The sequence below is a fragment of the Streptomyces sp. NPDC020801 genome (genome assembly GCF_044334385.1).
Classification (GTDB): domain Bacteria; phylum Actinomycetota; class Actinomycetes; order Streptomycetales; family Streptomycetaceae; genus Streptomyces.
The window spans coordinates 112285-129654 of record NZ_JBIRST010000020.1; the positions used below are offsets into that span (position 1 = coordinate 112285).

General features: G+C 74.8%; 15 protein-coding genes. 8 read left to right on the forward strand and 7 right to left on the reverse strand.

The window, feature by feature from the left end:
* Positions 1 to 21: 21 nt before the first annotated feature.
* Positions 22 to 834, reverse strand: a complete 813-nt coding sequence (locus ACH4UM_RS32340) for an SAM-dependent methyltransferase (protein WP_398187114.1) — start codon at positions 832 to 834, stop codon at positions 22 to 24.
* Positions 835 to 881: 47 nt separating this feature from the next.
* Between ACH4UM_RS32340 and ACH4UM_RS32345 the strand changes: the two genes are divergently transcribed.
* The 3 genes from ACH4UM_RS32345 (at position 882) to ACH4UM_RS32355 (ending at position 6290) form a co-directional block, all read left to right on the forward strand.
* The gene (locus ACH4UM_RS32345) at positions 882 to 2342 is read left to right on the forward strand and encodes a PP2C family protein-serine/threonine phosphatase (RefSeq protein ID WP_398187117.1); all 1461 of its coding nucleotides are present in this window, start codon (positions 882 to 884) and stop codon (positions 2340 to 2342) included.
* A gap of 1349 nt (positions 2343 to 3691) precedes the next feature.
* Positions 3692 to 3901: a hypothetical protein gene (locus ACH4UM_RS32350; protein ID WP_398187120.1), complete on the forward strand. Its 210-nt coding sequence runs from the start codon at positions 3692 to 3694 to the stop codon at positions 3899 to 3901.
* Between the two features lie 196 nt (positions 3902 to 4097).
* On the forward strand, positions 4098 to 6290 hold the full coding sequence (locus tag ACH4UM_RS32355; protein WP_398187123.1) for a SpoIIE family protein phosphatase: 2193 nt from the start codon (positions 4098 to 4100) through the stop codon (positions 6288 to 6290).
* Between the two features lie 27 nt (positions 6291 to 6317).
* On the opposite strand, the gene ACH4UM_RS32360 is transcribed toward ACH4UM_RS32355, so the two are convergent.
* On the reverse strand, positions 6318 to 7364 hold the full coding sequence (locus ACH4UM_RS32360; RefSeq protein ID WP_398187126.1) for a hypothetical protein: 1047 nt from the start codon (positions 7362 to 7364) through the stop codon (positions 6318 to 6320).
* Between the two features lie 157 nt (positions 7365 to 7521).
* On the opposite strand from ACH4UM_RS32360, the gene ACH4UM_RS32365 reads away from it, so the two are divergent.
* Positions 7522 to 8454 (forward strand): hypothetical protein, encoded by a 933-nt coding sequence (locus ACH4UM_RS32365; protein WP_398187128.1) that lies wholly within the window; start codon positions 7522 to 7524, stop codon positions 8452 to 8454.
* 20 nt (positions 8455 to 8474) lie between these two features.
* Here ACH4UM_RS32365 and ACH4UM_RS32370 read toward each other — a convergent pair whose 3' ends face one another.
* Positions 8475 to 9707 carry a PP2C family protein-serine/threonine phosphatase gene (locus ACH4UM_RS32370; protein WP_398187131.1) on the reverse strand — a complete coding sequence of 411 codons (1233 nt, stop codon included), beginning with the start codon at positions 9705 to 9707 and terminating at the stop codon, positions 8475 to 8477.
* Between the two features lie 218 nt (positions 9708 to 9925).
* Between ACH4UM_RS32370 and ACH4UM_RS32375 the strand changes: the two genes are divergently transcribed.
* Positions 9926 to 10294 (forward strand): STAS domain-containing protein, encoded by a 369-nt coding sequence (locus ACH4UM_RS32375; protein WP_398187134.1) that lies wholly within the window; start codon positions 9926 to 9928, stop codon positions 10292 to 10294.
* 147 nt (positions 10295 to 10441) lie between these two features.
* Here ACH4UM_RS32375 and ACH4UM_RS32380 read toward each other — a convergent pair whose 3' ends face one another.
* Both ACH4UM_RS32380 and ACH4UM_RS32385 read right to left on the reverse strand, forming a co-directional pair.
* Positions 10442 to 12070 carry a N,N-dimethylformamidase beta subunit family domain-containing protein gene (locus ACH4UM_RS32380; protein ID WP_398187137.1) on the reverse strand — a complete coding sequence of 543 codons (1629 nt, stop codon included), beginning with the start codon at positions 12068 to 12070 and terminating at the stop codon, positions 10442 to 10444.
* A gap of 268 nt (positions 12071 to 12338) precedes the next feature.
* Positions 12339 to 12902 carry a hemerythrin domain-containing protein gene (locus ACH4UM_RS32385; protein ID WP_398187140.1) on the reverse strand — a complete coding sequence of 188 codons (564 nt, stop codon included), beginning with the start codon at positions 12900 to 12902 and terminating at the stop codon, positions 12339 to 12341.
* A gap of 287 nt (positions 12903 to 13189) precedes the next feature.
* On the opposite strand from ACH4UM_RS32385, the gene ACH4UM_RS32390 reads away from it, so the two are divergent.
* On the forward strand, positions 13190 to 13723 hold the full coding sequence (locus ACH4UM_RS32390; protein WP_398187143.1) for a DoxX family membrane protein: 534 nt from the start codon (positions 13190 to 13192) through the stop codon (positions 13721 to 13723).
* Positions 13724 to 13922: 199 nt separating this feature from the next.
* Positions 13923 to 14459: a hypothetical protein gene (locus tag ACH4UM_RS32395; RefSeq protein ID WP_398187146.1), complete on the forward strand. Its 537-nt coding sequence runs from the start codon at positions 13923 to 13925 to the stop codon at positions 14457 to 14459.
* A gap of 95 nt (positions 14460 to 14554) precedes the next feature.
* Here the strand turns inward: ACH4UM_RS32395 and ACH4UM_RS32400 are convergent, their stop codons facing one another.
* Positions 14555 to 14728, reverse strand: a complete 174-nt coding sequence (locus ACH4UM_RS32400; protein ID WP_398187149.1) for a CsbD family protein — start codon at positions 14726 to 14728, stop codon at positions 14555 to 14557.
* Positions 14729 to 14860: 132 nt separating this feature from the next.
* Entirely contained in the window at positions 14861 to 16363 is a 1503-nt protein-coding gene (locus tag ACH4UM_RS32405; protein WP_398187152.1) for an MFS transporter, read from the reverse strand.
* Positions 16364 to 16589: 226 nt separating this feature from the next.
* Here ACH4UM_RS32405 and ACH4UM_RS32410 point away from each other — a divergent pair, with 226 nt between their 5' ends.
* Positions 16590 to 17054, forward strand: coding sequence for an ATP-binding protein (locus ACH4UM_RS32410; protein WP_398187155.1), 465 nt, complete (start codon positions 16590 to 16592; stop codon positions 17052 to 17054).
* The last annotated feature ends 316 nt before the right edge of the window (positions 17055 to 17370 follow it).

A 17370-nucleotide genomic window follows, 5' to 3' on the forward strand; every position in this document is an offset into this window, starting at 1 on the left:
ACGGCCCGCCCGCGCGGCGAGCTAGGCGCTCTTGCGGCCCACTCCGGCGTACACCCAGTACTGGGAGGGGTTCTCGGGGATCTCCTCCGCCCGGTCCGGGCGCCACAGCGGGACGTAGACCAGGCCGGGGTCCACCAGGTCGAAGCCGTCGAAGAGGGCCCCGATCTGGTCGTGGGAGCGGGCCGTCACCGGAGAGGTGGCCCGGTCGCGGTACAACTGCCCGACGGCGGCCGCCGTGTCCGGGCGGTCCTCGTCCGTGGCGTGGGTCAGGGCCAGCCAGCTGCCCGCAGGCAGTGCGTCCCGGAAGGCGGCCACGATGCCGGCCGGATCCTCCTCGGGCGTGACGAAGTGCAGAATCGTGATCATCAGGACGGCGACCGGCTGCCCGAAGTCGATGAGCGCCCGCACCCGGGGCGAGGAGAGGATCTCGGCAGGTCTGCGGATGTCGGCGGCCACGATCGCCGCGTCCGGATTGTCGGCGAGCAGCGCCTCGCTGTGCGCGACCGCGACCGGGTCGTTGTCCACGTACACCACCTTGGCGCCGGGGCCGGCGGCCTGGGCGACCTCGTGCACGTTGCCCTGGGTGGGGATGCCGGAGCCGAGGTCGACGAACTGGCGCACGCCGGAGTCGACCAGGAAGCGCACGGCACGGCCCAGGAAGGCGCGGTTGGCGCGGGCCAGGGTGCGGACCTGGGGGTCGATCGCGGTGAACGCGGCCACCGCCTCCCGGTCGATGGCGAAGTTGTGCTCGCCGCCCAGCATGGCATCGTACATACGGGCCACACTGGCCTTGCCCGGATCCACGCCCCGTGGCAGCCCGTCCCCGTCCGGCATGACCAACTCCCCCTGCTGCTCGGTGACCTTGACTGGGCATCATATAGTTGCCCCCGGCATACGACGACGCACCGCCCGACGGCCCGCAACAGCCGGACGCCCCCACCGCTACCGGCCCCACCCGGAAGGCAACGACCCTGCGGAACACAGAACGCAGTCAGCCCGACGACGCTCCTTCCCCAGCGCCGCTGCGCCGCCGGTCGTACTTCTCCCCCGCGGCCGACGCCATCGGTTCCGAGCTCGATCTGCACCTGACCGGCCGGCACGTCGCGCACGCCCTCGCACCGGGCTTCTGCGACGCCGCCTCGGTGTACCTGCTCCAGCGCTGGCTGCTGGAGGAGCAGGGGCGCAGGGCGGCCGATCCACCGCAGATCGAGGCCCGCCGACTCGCCCTGCGCATAGGGTCGGACACCTCGGAGGACTGGGAGCACCTGCTGCCGGTCGGCGAGGTCCTGGTCTTCCCCCGCGAGACGCCGTACGCGCGCGCCCTCGCCACCGGCCAGACGCAGTTGCTCGACGGCGTCGACGGGCACACCTTCGAACGGCTGCGCAGGACCGGCCGGGGCGACGCGGGGGTGGACGCCCTGCTGCGCAGTGCCTCCTTCCTGATCGTCCCGCTGCGGCTGCGCGGCACGGCCGTGGGCTTCATCGCCTGCACACGCGGGCCGGACAAGGAGCCGTTCGCGCGCACCGAGGCGGTGGCCGTGGAGTCGCTCGGCGCGCGGGCCTGCGTGGCGCTCGACAACGCCCGGCGCTACGAACGCGAGCGCCGCACCGCGCTCGCCATCCGCCGCAGCCTGCTCCCGGACACCGGGCAGGCCTTCGAGAGCTGCCGGGTCGCCCACGGTTACCGGCCGGCCGGGCAGGACGACGTGATCGGCGGGGACTGGTACGACGTCCTTCCCCGGGCGGGCCGGCGGCTCGCCATGATCGTGGGTGACGCGATGGGGCACGGGCCGGAGTCCGCCGTGGCGATGATCCAGCTGCGGACGGCCGTCCGCACCCTGGCGGCGCTCGACATCGGCCCGGCCGAGCTCATGGACCGGCTGGACGCGGTGGCCGGCGACACCCCCGGCGCCTCGTTCGCCACCTGCATGTACGCGGAGTGGGACGCGGATGCGCACACCTGCACCTTCGTCGGCGCCGGGCACCCGCCGCCGCTGCTCCGCGGGCCCGGCAACCCGGCCGAGCGGGTCGACCTGGCCAGCGCCGGACTGCCGCTCGGGCTCGGCACGGGCCGCTACGAGCCGACCGTGCTGCACCTGTCCGAACCTACCCTGCTGCTGCTCTACAGCGACGGGCTGGTCGAGTCCCGCACCCATGACATCGACGAGGGCATCACCCGGCTCGCCCGCGCCCTGGACGCAGGTGCCGCCGGCCTGCCGGACATCACGCGCCCGGACGCCCTGCCGGCGCTGTGCCGCCGGCTGCTCGACGTCTCGGCGTCCGACGACGTCAGGGACGATCGGACGCTGCTGCTGGCCGAGCTGACACCTGGGAAGAACTGAACGACCGGGGGATCGGGGAAGAACTGGCCGACCCAACCGGCCACCGGCTACCGGCTACCGGCTACCGGTCGCCGGCCACGGGCCACCGGCCGCCGCCCTCCGGCCCGCGGGCACTCCCACCGCGCTCCCGACGGGAAAGTCTCAGCCGCTCAGCCGGACTCCCGCGGTGACGCCGTGGCCTCCGGGTGTGCCGCGGCGGGCGGGCGCAGGACCGGACCGACGCCCCCGGCACCGACAGCCGGCCGCGCCTCACCACGGCCGGGCACCCGGCGACCGGGGTGTCCCCGAACTCGTCCCGGAACCAAGGCTCACGACGGCTCGCGGCCGCCGCGCGTGGACGACCCGCGGCTGCGCGGCGATCGAGCGCATGGCCGCTCACGCACTGCCTGGAGCAGCCCACCAGCCCGGCCCCCGGGGGCGGCCCGGCCGAGGTCGTCCTCGGCACCGGCTGCCCCCCGGCCGCCTTGCGGCACCGCGCGGACGTGCTCGGCGGCCTCGCCACGGCGGCGGCCGCCGGACGCCGGACGCACACCGGGCCTGCTACCGGGCGAGTGCGACTCGCTGCGCCGGTACGGCGCCCACGCCCCGGTGACACCCTCCCGGACCTGGTACGACAGTGGTCTCTCCGTGGGCGGGGCGGTCACCGGGGGAATCAGCCCGCCTTCCGGGCGGTCCGTCCGCGCGGATCGTCCGCGCGGATCGTCCGCGCGGTCCGTCCGGGCTGCTTGTCGCATGAGCGTAAGCGGCCGTTCGAGGGGTGTTCTCACCTGATGCGGTGAGCGGCCGGGGCACGACGCGTACGGACCGGGCGCAAGAGCCGTTTGCTCCGGTATGGAGAGCACTTCTCGGGCCCTGCCGCGCTCCCCCGGCCGCCCCCCGGTGGACCGGCCCCGCACGGAGGCGGCCGGCGGTCCCGGCAACCAGTCACCGTCCCAAGCCGCCGCGCCCGCGGCCGTGGCGACACCCCAGGGGCAGACCACGGGGCGCGTGGGACCCGAACCGTCCCGGATGCCGTGGGTGCCCTTCGCATACGCCGAGCCGACCGCGCCCCGCGCCCCCGCCGATCAGCAACCCCGCACGCCGCTGCTGCGGCCGTGGGGCACCGGGGCGGGCGCGGACCGGTGGGGACCGACGGCTGGGGCGGTGCCCGCCGTGCCCGTGCCCCGTGGGATCTGGGGCCTGTGAGGCCGGCCGGGGAAGCCGCCGGGCCGGGCCCGGAGCGCCGCTCGGGGCTGCGCGGATCGCCCTGGGCACCGTCCGCTCACGGTCTGGTGCCGACGGCATCACGGTGGTGGGCGTGGGCGTTGCCCGCGCCGGGACGGGTCGTTGAGCGCGGCATGGAAGCGTGGATGGAAGCTTGGGAGGACGGCGACTGTCCCTGGTGCCGCTCGCTGCTCGGGCCCGGCCGCGCCCTCGGCGAGCCGGATACCGGGCGCCGAATCGGTCGGCCCGGCACCGGCGGCGGGAGTCTGCCGGGCTGGGTGCACCGCGCGCGCCTGGTCATGGTGCCCGTGGCGACGCTCACCGTGGTGGCCGCACTGGTGATGGCGCTGGCGTGATCGACACCGGACGGCCGCGGGAGCAACGCCCCGCGGAGCGGACGTGGGGCAGAGAGGGCGTGCTTGCTCCTGCACGGTTCCGTATCCCGGCGTACGGTCCGGGTAGAAGTGACCTGTTCCCGGTGCGGCGCGGCCGCCGCGCCCGTGCCCCGTGCAGCGGATCGCCGCCCGCCACGACACCGGACAGGAGGACGCCATGTCCGGGACGGACAAGCCACCGGACGCCACCGGGCCGGTGGACGACGCGCTCGGCACGGCCCTGGCCGAGACGGTGCGCGGCACCGGCGCCTCCATCGGCGGCCTGTTCCTGACGGAGGAGGCGAGGCCGGTGCTGCGGCTGGTGACGGTGTGCGGACTGCCGGTGGAGTTCACCGCCCCCTGGCAGCACATGCCGATCGGCGCGCCGCTGCCTTTGTCCGAGGCCGTGCGGGAGAACCGGTTGGTATGGGTCGGCAGCCATGCCGAGATGGCCCGCCGCTACCCACGGGTGTCCGCCGTGCTGCCCTACCCGTTCGCGCTCGCCGCCCTGCCGCTGGCCGGGGTCCGGCGCTGCTGGGGCGGGCTGGTCCTGATGTGGCCCACCGACCGGACGCGGGAGCCTTCCGCCCGCGAACGTGGCCACCTGATCTCCCACGCCCGCCGCCTGGCGCGGATCCTGGACGACGCGCCCCGGCCGCCGGCGCCGCCCGCCCAGCCGCGCGTGGTCACCATCGACACCCCGCGGCACCCCGCGCAGACCGGTCTGGCCGCCGCCGACTACGCCGAACGCCTCCCCGAAGGCGCCCTGGCGCTCGATCTGGAGGGCCGGATCACCTTCCTCACCTCCACCGCGGCCCGGCTGCTCGGCCGGGACGCCGGACTGCTGCTGGGCACCCGGCCCTGGCGGGCCCTCAGCTGGCTGGACGACCCGGTCTACGAGGACCACTACCGCACTGCGGTCGTCAGCCGCGCGCCCCTGTCCTTCTCCGCACTGCGCCCGCCCGGCCAATGGCTGACCTTCGAGCTCCACCCGGACGCCAGCGGCATCAGCGTGCGGATCCTGCCCGGCGCGCAGCAGTCGGCCGCCGTCGCGCCGCACCCTGCCGGGCAGCGTCCCGAGATCGCCGCGACCGGCCGTCTGTACCAGTTGGTCCATCTGGCCACCGCGCTCACGGAGGCCGTGGGCGTGGACGACCTGGTCGATCTGATGGCCGACCAGGTCCTGCCGGCCTTCGGCGCCCAGGGCCTGGTGCTGTCCGCCGCGGACGCGGGCCGTTTGAAGATCACCGGATCCTGCGGCTACCCGGCCGACGTCATCGAACGCCTCGACGGGCTGCCTCTGGACACCGAACTCACCCCGGCCGGTCAGGTCCTGACCAGCGGCATCCCGGCCTTCTTCGCCGACCCGGCGGAGCTGGCCCGCGGATATCCGCGGGCGCCCCGGATCAGCGGGAAGCATGCCTGGGCCTTCCTGCCGCTGGTCGTCATGGGACGGCCGGTGGGCTGCTGCGTCCTCTCCTTCGAGGGGCCGCACGCCTTCACCGCCGACGAGCGGGCCGTCCTGACCTCCCTGTCCGGCCTGATCGCCCAGGCCCTGGACCGGGCCCGGCTCTACGACAGTGAGCACCATCTGGCGCATGAACTCCAGCGGGCGCTGCTCCCGCGCACCCTGCCCGCCCTGCCCGGCCTGGACGTCGCGGCCCGCTACCTGCCCGCCGGTCACGGCCTGCAGATCGGCGGCGACTTCTACGATCTGCTGCGTCTGGACGACACCACCGCGGCGGCTGTCATCGGCGACGTCGAAGGCCACAACATCGCCGCGGCGGCCCTCATGGGCCAGGTGCGCACCGCCATCCACTCGCACGCCACCGCCGGCGCGCCGCCCGACCAGGTGCTGGCCCGCACCAACCGGCTGCTCGCCGACCTGGAGTCCGATCTGCTGGTCTCCTGTCTGTACGTCCACCTCGACCTGGCCCGGCACCACGTCACGCTCGCCAGCGCCGGTCACATGCCCCCGCTGCTGCGCCTGCCGCCGCACCGGGCGAGTGTGGTGCACGTCGACCCCGGTCCGCTGCTCGGCGTCGACATCGGGGCCCGCTACCCGGTGACCGGCGCCGCCCTGCCCCCGGACGCGATCCTGGCCCTCTACACCGACGGCCTGGTGGAGGTCCGCGGCACCGACGCCGGGGAGACGGTCGACGACCTCGCCCGGCTCCTGGCCGGCAGCGGCGAACGCGACCTGGACAAGCTCGTCGACACCCTCATCGACCGCACCTGGCCGACGGGCCGCTACACCGACGACATCGCCGTACTCCTGCTGCGCGCGAACGACGCCCGCGCGCGAGCCGCCACCGGCAGCCTCCGGGGGCATGGCCGGCTTGCGTGTGCGACCGCTCCAGGCGTGCCGTGACGGCGAGGGGGCGCGGCGCGGTGGATCTCAGCCGCGGAAGCCCAGGTGCACGTGGTCGTGGTGGGTGGCGTCGCTGAAGAACTGGTCCGGGGTGCTGCCGCCGGACAGTGGGACCGGGCCGCCGACGTTGTAGGAGCCGGTGGCCGCCGCGTCCCGCATGAAGCGCTCGACGAGGGTGCGGGGCGTGGCCGGGTCGACGACCGCGTGGCCGTCGACCTGCCAGACGTCGAAGGCCCGCCCGGGCGGATGGTCGCTGGGCCGGCTGGTGCCGAAGACGTCCAGGGGATGCCCCGAGCGGACCACGCTCACGTACATCCGGTACCTCCCCGCCAGGTGCAGCATCGCGGTGAGCACGCTGTCGTGCACCCGGCCGCTGCGCAGATCGGCCCGTGCCGCGGGCGGCAGCACGATCCGGGAATCGGCCAGCACCCTGCGCACCCGGGCCGGCGGTGCGGCCGCCGGGGCGCCGGGCCGGGCCGGGTGCAGGTCGGTGACCGTCCATCCGGTCCCGGTCCGGGCCAGTCGTACGTCCACCGTCGTGCCGCCCGCCCGGACCGCGCCGCCGCGCCGGGTCCACTGCCGGCACACCACGAGCACGCTGGCCGAGTCGGCGAGGATCCCGCCGTACTGGGCGTCCACCACCTGGAGCACCGCCTCGTCGGCGGCCGGCAGCAGCGGTCCGGCCTGTGCCACCAGGGCGGCCGGCAGACGCAGGGCGGTCACCCGGGCCCGGGCGGCCGGGGCACCACCCCGGCCGTCCGGCCAGGCGCCGATCGCCTCGACGAGGGCGACGGCCCGCCGTTTCACCTCCGGGTGGACCTCGGCGGACGTGACCTGCCAGGGCGCGGTGCGGGGCAGGGCCGGGGTCGCGGTGGGCGAGGGCGTCCCGGGGCCCGAGAGGTTCGAGGGAGCCGGGGACGAGCCGGGTGCCGGGGCCGTCGGCGTGGCTGCGGTGTTCGGGCGCCCCCTCGTGCCGCCGGCGCAGCCCGCCGCGCCGAGCAGGGCTCCGGCCGTGCCCAGGAGCACGGCACGGCGCCCGATCGGTGGCACGGCGGGCTCGGGCCGACGGGTCATGCCCTCCAGTGTCGGGCCTCCGTGCGGCGCGTGCCCAGGGGTTACGACGTCCCGTCACGCGGCAGAGGGTTGTTATGACCGCCGTCATGACGCATCCTGCTCCTGACCGTGGTCCCACCAACCCGATCGCGGTCACACCAAGACGGGAGGAGCCGGCGTGGGTGACGTCCTGGCACGGGCGCTGTGGGAGCGGTACGAGCCGGTGCACGATCTGGTCTACTTCGCGCCGGAGGCCCGTCGGGCTGCGGACGAGGTCGGCCTCCGGGGTTTCTGGATGGGCTACTTCGCGCTGCGCGCGGCCCCACTCGGCCCGGTCGCGGCGCCGGTGGTCACCAGTTGCTTCTACGTCTTCCATCCGGACCGGGTGGCGCGGGCCCTGCCGGACGCCTGGCGGTACGCCGCCCCGGACGAGGTCCTCGCGGCCCGGCAGCGGGCGATGGACGCCGCGCTGACCCGGGTGCTCGGACCGGACGCCGTCACGGGTTGGCGCATGACCGAGGCGGCCGACCTGGCGTGGCGGGCGGCGACGGCCGCCGACACGGCGGGCCGTGTGCTCGGCGCCGCCAACCAGGCTCTCGACCGCCCCAAGGAGCCGCATGTCCGGCTCTGGCAGGCCCTGACCACACTGCGCGAGCACCGCGGCGACGGGCATGTGGCCGTCCTGGTCGCCCAGGGCCTCGGACCGGTCGCCGCGATGGTGCTGAAGGCCGCCGCCGGCGAGTCGGACGCGGCGCTGCTGCGCGAGGGCCGCAAGTGGGACCTGCCGGCGTGGCGGGCGGCCGAGGCCGGGCTGCGCGAGCGCGGGTGGCTGGGCGAGGACGGCACCCTGACCGCGGCCGGAGCAGCGGTCCACGCCGACGTGGAGGCCCGGCCGGACGCGGCCGCCGAACGGCCGTGGACCGCCCTGGGCAGGGACGGCACCACACGTCTGGCCGCTCTTCTGGAGCCGCTGGCCAGGGCGGTGCTGGACTCCGGGCTGATCCCCTCCGGCAACCCGGTCGGCCTCACCGGCGACCTGTGGGCCTCCTCCCCCGCCGTCGCCGCCCCGGCGGGAGTCACGGACACGGGCACGGGCGAGGGCACCGAGTGAGCGGGGGCGGCCCCGGCTCCTCAGGGCCGGGGCCGCAGACGGGCCGCGAGCGCGGCGACGTCGTCGCCCGCCTGCTCGGCGCCCAGCCGGTCCAGGATCTCGTCCAGCAGGGCCGAGACTTCCAGCCCCGGCCGTACCCGCAGTGCGGACAGCCGGGCGAGCGAGGTGTCGATGTCCTCGCCGCGCCGCTCGACCAGCCCGTCGGTGAACATCATCAGCGTGTCGTCCGGGGCGAGGGGCAGCGCTGACACCTCGTAGGTGCCCAGGCCCGTGCCGAGCGGGGGCCCCACGGGCAGCGGGACCAGGCCGGCGCTGCCGTCGCGGTGGAAGACGACCGGCGGCAGGTGCCCCGCGCTCGCGAAGGCAACCGTGGCGCGTGCCGGGTCCACCAGGGCCAGCAGACAGGTCGCCGGGCGCCGGCCGCTCTCCTCGGACATGGCGGCGTCCACCCGGCGCAGGATGCGGTGCGGGGGCAGATCGGTGGAGGCGACGTAGCGCAGCATCGAGCGGTAGGCGTTCATGTCGACCGCCGCGTCCAGGCCGTGCCCCATGACGTCGCCGATGACCAGCAGGGTCCGGCCGAAGTGCAGGCGCACGGTCTCGCACCAGTCTCCGCCCACCAGCGTGCCCCTGCCCACGGGCAGGTAGCGGGTCGCCAGGTCCACGTTGGGGTGCGGGCGCCCCGGGTCGGTCAGCAGCACCCGCTGCAGGTCCCACACCCGCGCGCCGACCTCCCGGTGCTCGTCGGCGTGCCGCAGGTGCACGGCGGCCAGCCGTGCCGCGAAGTGGGCCGCCGCCGTCTCGTCGTCCTCGAAGGGGCGGCCGGTACGCAGGGCGAGAGCCACTCCGTAGACCCGGCCCCAGGCCGGCAGCGGCACCGAGAGGGCGACCAGGTCCGCGCCGTCCTGGGGCGTGAAGGAGGCGGTGATCGGGTGACCCTCGTCCAGGGCGCGGACCGAGACGTCCGCGCGCGGGATCTTCTCCAGTGCGTCCAGGAGCTCGCGGCGGCCGGCCGTGGCGGCGGAGTGCAGGGACCCGCCCGCGTGGCGCCCCGCCTGCACGGCGGCGCCGTCCTGCGGGCGGAAGAGATCCACGGTCGCGCAGTCGCAGAGCTCCTCGACCAGGAACGCGGCCAGTTCGGCCGCGGTCCGGCGGGCGCCGAGGGTCGTTCCGATCGCGGCGACCGCCCGCTCGGCCCGTCCGAAGCGGTCCGCGGCGGCCCTGCCTGACCCGGACGCGAGGTCGCCTTCCACCACCACCCCTTTCTGCCGTCTCCATCCCAGCATCGGCCGGGAGCGTCGGCGGGGAGCGACCCGCGGTGCCGGGGGGTGCAAGGGGCGGGGGAACCACCGGCCCGTGTCACGTGCTGCGCGCTCGCCGAACGGCCCGTCGCGGGCTTCACAAACCCCTGACATCATGTCCAGCGACCCACTGGCCATGGCCAGGCATTCACGAGAAGTGTGAGGGAAGTGTGGCAGAGACCGAGGGAGCGTCGGCGCCCGAGCGGCTGCTGATCACCCGTACCACGGCCGGCGACGGCACCAGCGTCGTGACCCTGGCTGGCGAGGTCGACCTCGACGGCAGCGCGCGGCTCCGCGAGGCGCTGCTGTCCTGCCCGGGGACCGGACCGGGCACGGTGGTCGACCTGGCCGACGTGACCTTCATGGACTCCAGCGGCATCAACGCCCTCATCACCGCCCACCAGGCGGCACAGGCGGACGGGACCCGGCTGTGTCTCGCCGCCCCGCAGCACGCGGTGCTGAGGGTGCTTCAACTCGTCGGTGTCGACACGCTCATACCCTGCTACCCGACTCTCGAGGAGGCGCTCAGCGCCTCCTGACGCCGCGGAGCCGGCCGTTTGCCGTGGTGGCCGCCGCCGGTGCCGGCCGTTTGCCTTGGTGGCCGCCGCCGGTGCCGGGCGTTGCCGCCGTCGCCGTGGTCGCCGCCGCCGGTGCCGGGCGCCTAACGCGTTCGTGCCGAGCGGGGCTCATCCCGTCCGGTACAGCTCCTGTGTGTTGGGGCGGGGCAGCGGGCGGTGCCGGGCGGCGGGCCCCTCGGCGAAGGCGCGCAGCAGGTTCTCCGTGGTGCGGGTGACGAAGGCCCGCGTACGGGCGTCCATACCGTGGTCGCGGCCCAGTTCGCCGGTCCCGGCCAGCAGCGCCTCCACCCAGCGCATGGTCCCGGTGGCGAAGACGCCCGCCCCGCCGGGAACGGTGTAGTACGCCGAGTCGCTGTGGCTGCGGTTGCCGGCGCACACCAGCGGGGAGTGCGCGGTGATCTCCAGTGGCCCGGGGACGGGCGCGCCGGGGGTGACCCGGTCGTACTCCACGCCGACCAGGTGGCCGAAGCTCTCTCCGGGGCGGGCTCCGGTGCCCTCGTGCAGCCAGTGGTCCGCCGCGTGGACGACGTAGGGAGCGTCCACCGGATACCCCTCGTAGAGCACCCCGGTGAGCGAGGACTCGGGGTCGGCGCCCGGGGCCTGCCGGAAGTCGGTTGTGACCAGGGCCGGGCGGGACGGATAGCAGGGGTCGGTGCGGTAGGCGGACTTGTAGCAGACCACCGTACGGTCGGCCGCGGCCCCGCCCGCCTCCAGCCGGACCCGGCGGAAGCAGGTGTTGGCGCCGAGGAAGGCCACGTTGGTGCCCGTGTCCCGGGCCTCGGTGACCGCCCGGCGCTGCTCGGGCGTCCAGTACTCGTCGTGGCCCAGGCAGATCAGCGCGGTGGCACCGTGCAGTACACCGGGGTCGCGGTGCAGGTCGGTGCCGGTGGTGTAGGCCAGGGGTATGCCCAGGCGTTCGGCCAGCACCACGGCCGCCCACTCGTACACGAGGAACTTCTCGGCGCCCTCGGCGTCGTAGGGCCGGTCGAAGCTGACGGCGAGGGAGCGGGTCTGGTACGCCCCGGACGCACCGGCGTAGAGGCTGTAGCCGCCCCACCTGTTGTACGCCTGCCAGGTGGCCGGGGCGTGCAGCAGGACGGTGCGGCCCGCACCGTGGGTCGAACGCACGATCAGCGGGACGTACCGCTGGTGGCCGTGGTCCGCGTCGAGGCGTATCAGATAGGCGCCTTCGGGCCAGTCCCCGGTGCCGAGGGCGAGCGTGCGCGGCCAGTCCGCCCGGACCGTGCGCGTGCCGGACAGCAGCCGGGCGGCAGGCTGCGCGCGGCCGGGGACCGGTCCGGAGCGCCACACAAGACGGGCGAACGACCCGCCGTACCAGCCGACGCGGAAGACCGAGACACGGAAGAACGACGCCGTCGTCGACACGTGCAGACCGCACTCCTCGCCCGGGGTGACGCTCACCCGGTCGGTGTAGCCGGCCACCGCGTCCGCCGGGCCGAGGGAGCTGATCCGCCAGTCCCGCGTGCCCGGGCGGTCCCGCTCGGACTCCGGCCGGTGACGGTCCGCCGCGTGGGGCCGGTGCACCGTGACGCCGTCGCAGGCTGCCGCGGCGCCCAGTCCGGCCGCCCCCGCGCACAGCCCGAGGAAGCGCCTGCGGCCCGGTCCGCGTCCGTCCCCCGGAGGCGCGGTGTGATGCCGTCCCTCATGTACCTCATGTGCCTGATGTGCCTGGTGTGCCTGGTGTGCCTGGTGTGGCTGGTGTGCCTGGTGGCTCACTTGGCCTCCCTGCGCGTGGCCCTCGCCCTGCCCGCGGGTGCCCGACGCACCTTCGACGAAGGTAGCCGCTGCGGTGACGGTCCGCACGGCAGTCATTCACCGAACGTGACCACGATCCGCCCGGTGCCCCGCGTGCGCCCAGCTGGCGCTACCTGCCCGCCGACGCGGGCCCGCGGCCCCGGCACGGCCGCGGGGCCGCCGGGCCGCTGCGGTCCCGACGGCCCCACGGGGCGACGTCACCGGTGCGCTGCCGGTCCTGGCACGGACGTCAGCCGGTCTTCCCTCGGCCGGACAGCGCGTCCCTGATCCGGTCCACCATTCCGGCGCCGGGGGCCAGGAGTTTGTTCGCGGGCGGGGTGTCCGGGGCGGAGGGGTGCGGTCGTGTCGGCGCCGTCTTCTTCGCCGAACGGATCTTCTCACCGAGCTTCTCGAGGTCCTCCGGGCTCGCGGCCTGCCGCAGCCGGGGGAAGAGGTTCTGCTCCTCGTCCGTGACGTGTTCCCGGATCTCCCCCATCAGCCGGCCCATGAGCTGGTCGAACTGCGGGTCGTCGGCCCGGCAGCCCTCCAGGTCCTTCATGGTCCGCTCGGCCTCCGAGTGGTCCTGGATCTCGCGGTCGGCGATCGCGTCACCGTCCGGAAGGTACTTCCGGACCGCGGGATACAGGTGCATCTCCTCGGCGACGGAGTGGCGGACGAGTTCGACGGTGGCCTGATCGGCGAGGTCCTTGCGCCGCTTGTCCCCCGTCGGGAGAGCCTCGATCTGCGCGAAGATCTCATCCACCTCGCGGTGGTCGGTGGTCAGTTCGTGGATGACGTCTCCGCCGTGTCCCATGGCAGCGCTCCTTGCTGTTCGAAGATGTGGCCGTAGCGGTCGGCCGCCCGCCGGGTTCCCGCCGCGGGCGGCCGCACACCGGCGAACTCGGCCGTGCGTCGAGGGGCGTGGGGGGCACACAGCCGCCGCCAGGGCGGGGGCGACGCTCGGGTCGTGGTGCCCGCGCAACACGCAGGGAACCCGCCCACGGCATTCGCCCTGTCCAGGGAGCGGGAGCCGCTCGATTGCATTCGCCCCGTCCGGGAACCCGGCGAACGCCGTACACATCCACACCCCTGGAGAGGACCATGAGTCTGCTGCGCGTGGTCGGTCGCCCCCTGCTCGCTTCCATGTTCGTCGCCGGAGGCGTGAACTCCGTGCGCAGCCCCAAGGACGTGGCATCCATCGCCGAGCCCGTCGTACGGCCGATCACGGAACGCGTGCCGGTGCTGCCGGACAGCACCGAACAGGTCGTACGGCTCAGCGGGGGCGTGCAGGTCGCCGCGGGACTCCTGCTGGGCATGGGGCGGCTGCCCCGGCTGTCGGCCCTGGCCCTCGCGGCCACGCTGGTGCCCACCACCTTGGCCGGCCACCGCTACTGGGAGGCGCAGGACGCCTCCGACCGCGCACAGCAGCGCATCCACTTCCTGAAGAACCTCTCCATGCTGGGCGGTCTGCTGATCGCGGCGGACGACACCGGCGGCGCGCCGTCGCTGTTGTGGCGCGGCCGCCACACGGCCCGCGATCTGCGGCGCGAGGCCGGCCTGGTACGCCGCACCGTGCGCGCCACCGCCTGCCCGGCCGCCGCGGTCGGCGGTGTCAGGGCCAAGCTCCCCGTCTGAACTGGCGGCCGGGCCTCCGGCCGGCCGGCCGCCCCGTCCCTGCGCGCCATTGCCGTGCCGCCGGTGCAGACGCCCGGCCGGCGCCCGCCCGGCCTGCCACCCGCCGCCCGCCGCCCGCCGCCCACGAGCACGACCACGACCACGACCACGACCACGACCACGACCACGACCACGACCACGACCACGATGAGGGAACGCAATGAACGATCAAGGACGTTCCGGGACGTGGCTGCCGGGATTCGCCGGGCAGAGCGGTCACAACCTGCTCGGGATCTACCTCAACGACCCACTGGCGGGCGCCACCGCGGGGACGGAGAGGTCCCGCCGCCTCGCGACGGCGTGCCAGGGATCCTGGATCGGTGACGCGATGGCCCCGATCGCCACGGAGATCGCCGAGGACCGCCGGACCCTGATCGCCCTCATGCGGCGGCTCGGCATTCCGGTGAGGCGCTACAAGGTGTACGCCGGGCGGCTGGGCGAACGGGCGGGGCGCCTGAAGAGCAACGGCAGTCTGGTGCGGCGCTCCCCCTTGAGTTCCCTGCTGGAGCTGGAGCTGCTTCAGGCCGGTGTGCAGGGCAAGGCCAGTGCGTGGGAGTCGCTGCGCCGGCTCGCCGAGCACGACGCGCGTCTGGACCGGGAGCAGCTCGATCACCTGCTCGAACGGGCCCACCGGCAGTTGCGCACCATCGAGGAGCTGCGCCGACGGCAGACGGAGGAGACGTTCCGCGACCGGTGACCCGGACACGCCGCGGGATCCCCGCTGCGCCGAAGTTCGGCGAACGGGAATCCCGCTGGAACCGCTGCTGTCCTTGCTGTCCTCGCTCCGGTCCGTCAGGGCTTGAAGGCGTCCTTGGCCTTCTCCTTGGCCTGCCGGGCGTCGCCCTTGGACTTCTCGGCCTGTCCCTCGGCCGTCATCCTCTCGTTGCCCACCGCGCGGCCGACGGTCTCCTTGGCCTTGCCCTTCATCTGTTCCTTCTTGGCCTTGCCCTTCTGGTCACCAGCCACTGTCACTCACTCCAAGCCACTCTCGACTGCGGTGTTTTCCCGCTCCGGGTGTCCGGCCGGCAGACGGACAAACCTGCCCGGGGGCCGGTGCAGCGACGACGGGTGATGTCTGGACCTCCGCACCTGTCCGGGTCACCCCCGGTTCGCGGAAGTGTGCTCGTGGGGGGCCTTGTGCGGACGCCGCCGGCCCCGGCCGCGCAGGTCGCGGTGCCAGTCGAGGACCGCGACCACCAGGGACGCCAGCAGGGCCACCAGCGCGCACCCGACCGAGAGCGCCACGGCGCTGCGGTAGTCCTTCCCGGTCGCCTCGAGCACCAGGTAGAACAGCCCCGGCAGGGCCGCCGTGCCCACGGCGCCGCCCAGCCGCTGGCCCGTCTGGAGGGCGCCGCCGGCCGCCCCGGCCATGCGCACCGGCACGTCGCGCAGCGTCATCGTGACGTTCGGGGAGATGACGCAGCCGCTGCCCAGCCCGCCGACGAACAGGGCGGGCGCGGCGAGCCACGCCACGACGTCCGAGGGGGCCGAGCGCAGGATCAGTGCCGTCGCGCCGAGCCCCGCCATGACCGTGACCAGCCCGCAGACGGTCAGCAGCCGCCCCAGCCGCTCCACCAGCCGACCGGCCACCACCGCGGCGCCGGCGGAGCCGATGGCGAACGGCGTCACCGCGAGCCCGGACCGCAGCGGCTCGAACCCCAGGCCGTTCTGGAAGAACAGGGCGAACACGAGCCACACCCCGCTGAACCCCACGAAGTACAGCGCGCCCAGTGCCGCGCCCGGAGCGTAGCCGCGAATGCTGGTGAGCAGCCGGGGATCCAGCAGCGGCCGGCCGTCGCGCGCCGCGAGGCGCTGCTCCCAGCGGGCGAAGACGGCCAGCAGCGCCAGACCGGCCAGGAACAGCCACCACAGCCGGTGCAGTCCCCCGGTCTCGGCGAACACCAGCGGCAGCATCAGGCTCAGCACCCCCGCCCCCAGCAGGGCGACGCCCGGGAGGTCGAGCCGTTCCCGCCGGCCGGGCGCCACCCGCGGCAGCAGCCGGATGCCGAGCAGGAGCGCGACCGCGCCGACGGGCACGTTGACGTAGAAGATCCAGCGCCAGCCCTGGGCGCCGTGGGCCAGTGCCAGGATCAGGCCGCCGACCACGGGGCCCACCGCGCTGGAGACGCCCACCGTGGCACCGAAGAGGCCGAAGGCGCGGCCTCGTTCGGCCCCGCGGAACATCTGCTGGATCAGCGCCGAGTTCTGCGGGGCGAGGCACCCCGCACAGGCGCCCTGCACGAGCCGGGCCACGACGAGCCAGGCGACCGTGGGGGCAGCGCCCGCTGCGGCACTGCAGGCCACGAAGGCGGCAAGGGCCCACAGAAAGATCCGGCGTCTGCCCATGGCGTCGCCCAGCCGGCCCGCCGGTACGAGCACGAGCGCGAACGTCAGGGCGTAGCCGGAGACGACCCACTGGACCGAGGCCGCCGAGGCGCCGAGGTCCCGCTGCATCGACGGCAGCGCCACGGCCACGATCGTCACGTCGAGCAGGCTCATGAATCCGGTCGCCAGGGTGACCCAGAGGGCCTTCCAGCGCCTCGCGTCGGCAGCGTCCGCCGGGCCACCGGTGCCTTCGCCCGCCCGCGCATCCGTGTCCACGAGGCTCCCTCCGGTCGCCGCCCGGGGCCGCACCGGCCGGCCGGGCCCTGCGCGCAGAAGTGCCGCGTTCCCCCGTGACGCGCGGCGCAACCCCCGGGCCCCGCACCATCAACGGTTCACGTGGCGAGGGCCACTTCAGCGGCTTCAGACCGCGAACGCCGGGTAGCCGTAGCCACGGCAGAGACCACGAACCGCAAAACCGACCGCAGCACCCAACGGTACTCCTATGATCATCCCGCTTAGGAAGCAGGCATCGGATGAGCAGGAGCGGAGCCGTCCCGCTGCCGCGTTGCGCTGTGGCGTCACCTGGGTCACCGGTGCCGCCCGCACCGCCGACGCGCGGCGAGCCGTCCACGCCTTCCTCACCCGCGCTGCCAGAACCTCCCACACCCGTGTCACCACACGTGCCGAACAGGACGCCCAGCTCGTCGTCAGCGAGCTGGTCACCAACGCCGTGCGCCACGCTCCGGGCCCCTGCGGCCTGGTGCTGGAGCTCTCCGCCGACCGTGCGCGACTGGGCATCACCGTCTGGGACACCTCGCCCGCACTGCCTTCGATCCACGAGCGCGACGGGGCGCGCGTCGGCGGCCACGGCCTGTACCTGGTGCAAGCCTGCAGCCGCGGGCTGACGGCCACCGCCCGGCCGGGCGGCAAGCAGATCACCGCCGAAGTCGCCCTGGGGGTGGCGTGATCCGTATGCGCGTCCGCGCCGGTTGATCGTGTACGACGGGATCGACGGGATCGACGGGATCGCCCACCGCTTCCCGGGCGCCGATCCGGCCGTCCCGCACCTCGGCGGAACCCGCCTTCCCGAACGGGTTGCCGGCCACCATGGACGGCGCACAGGGCGCCGGGTTCGCCCGTCCGGGTGGTCCACTGCGCTCGCGGACGGCACGCGCGTGTGGTCCCGCAGGGTGACCGGCCCACGGTCGGCCGGCCCTTGCCGCGGCCGGGCGGTGGCTGCCGGAGGCCGGGAAGGTGTTTTCCTCGTGGGGTGGCGGCAACTC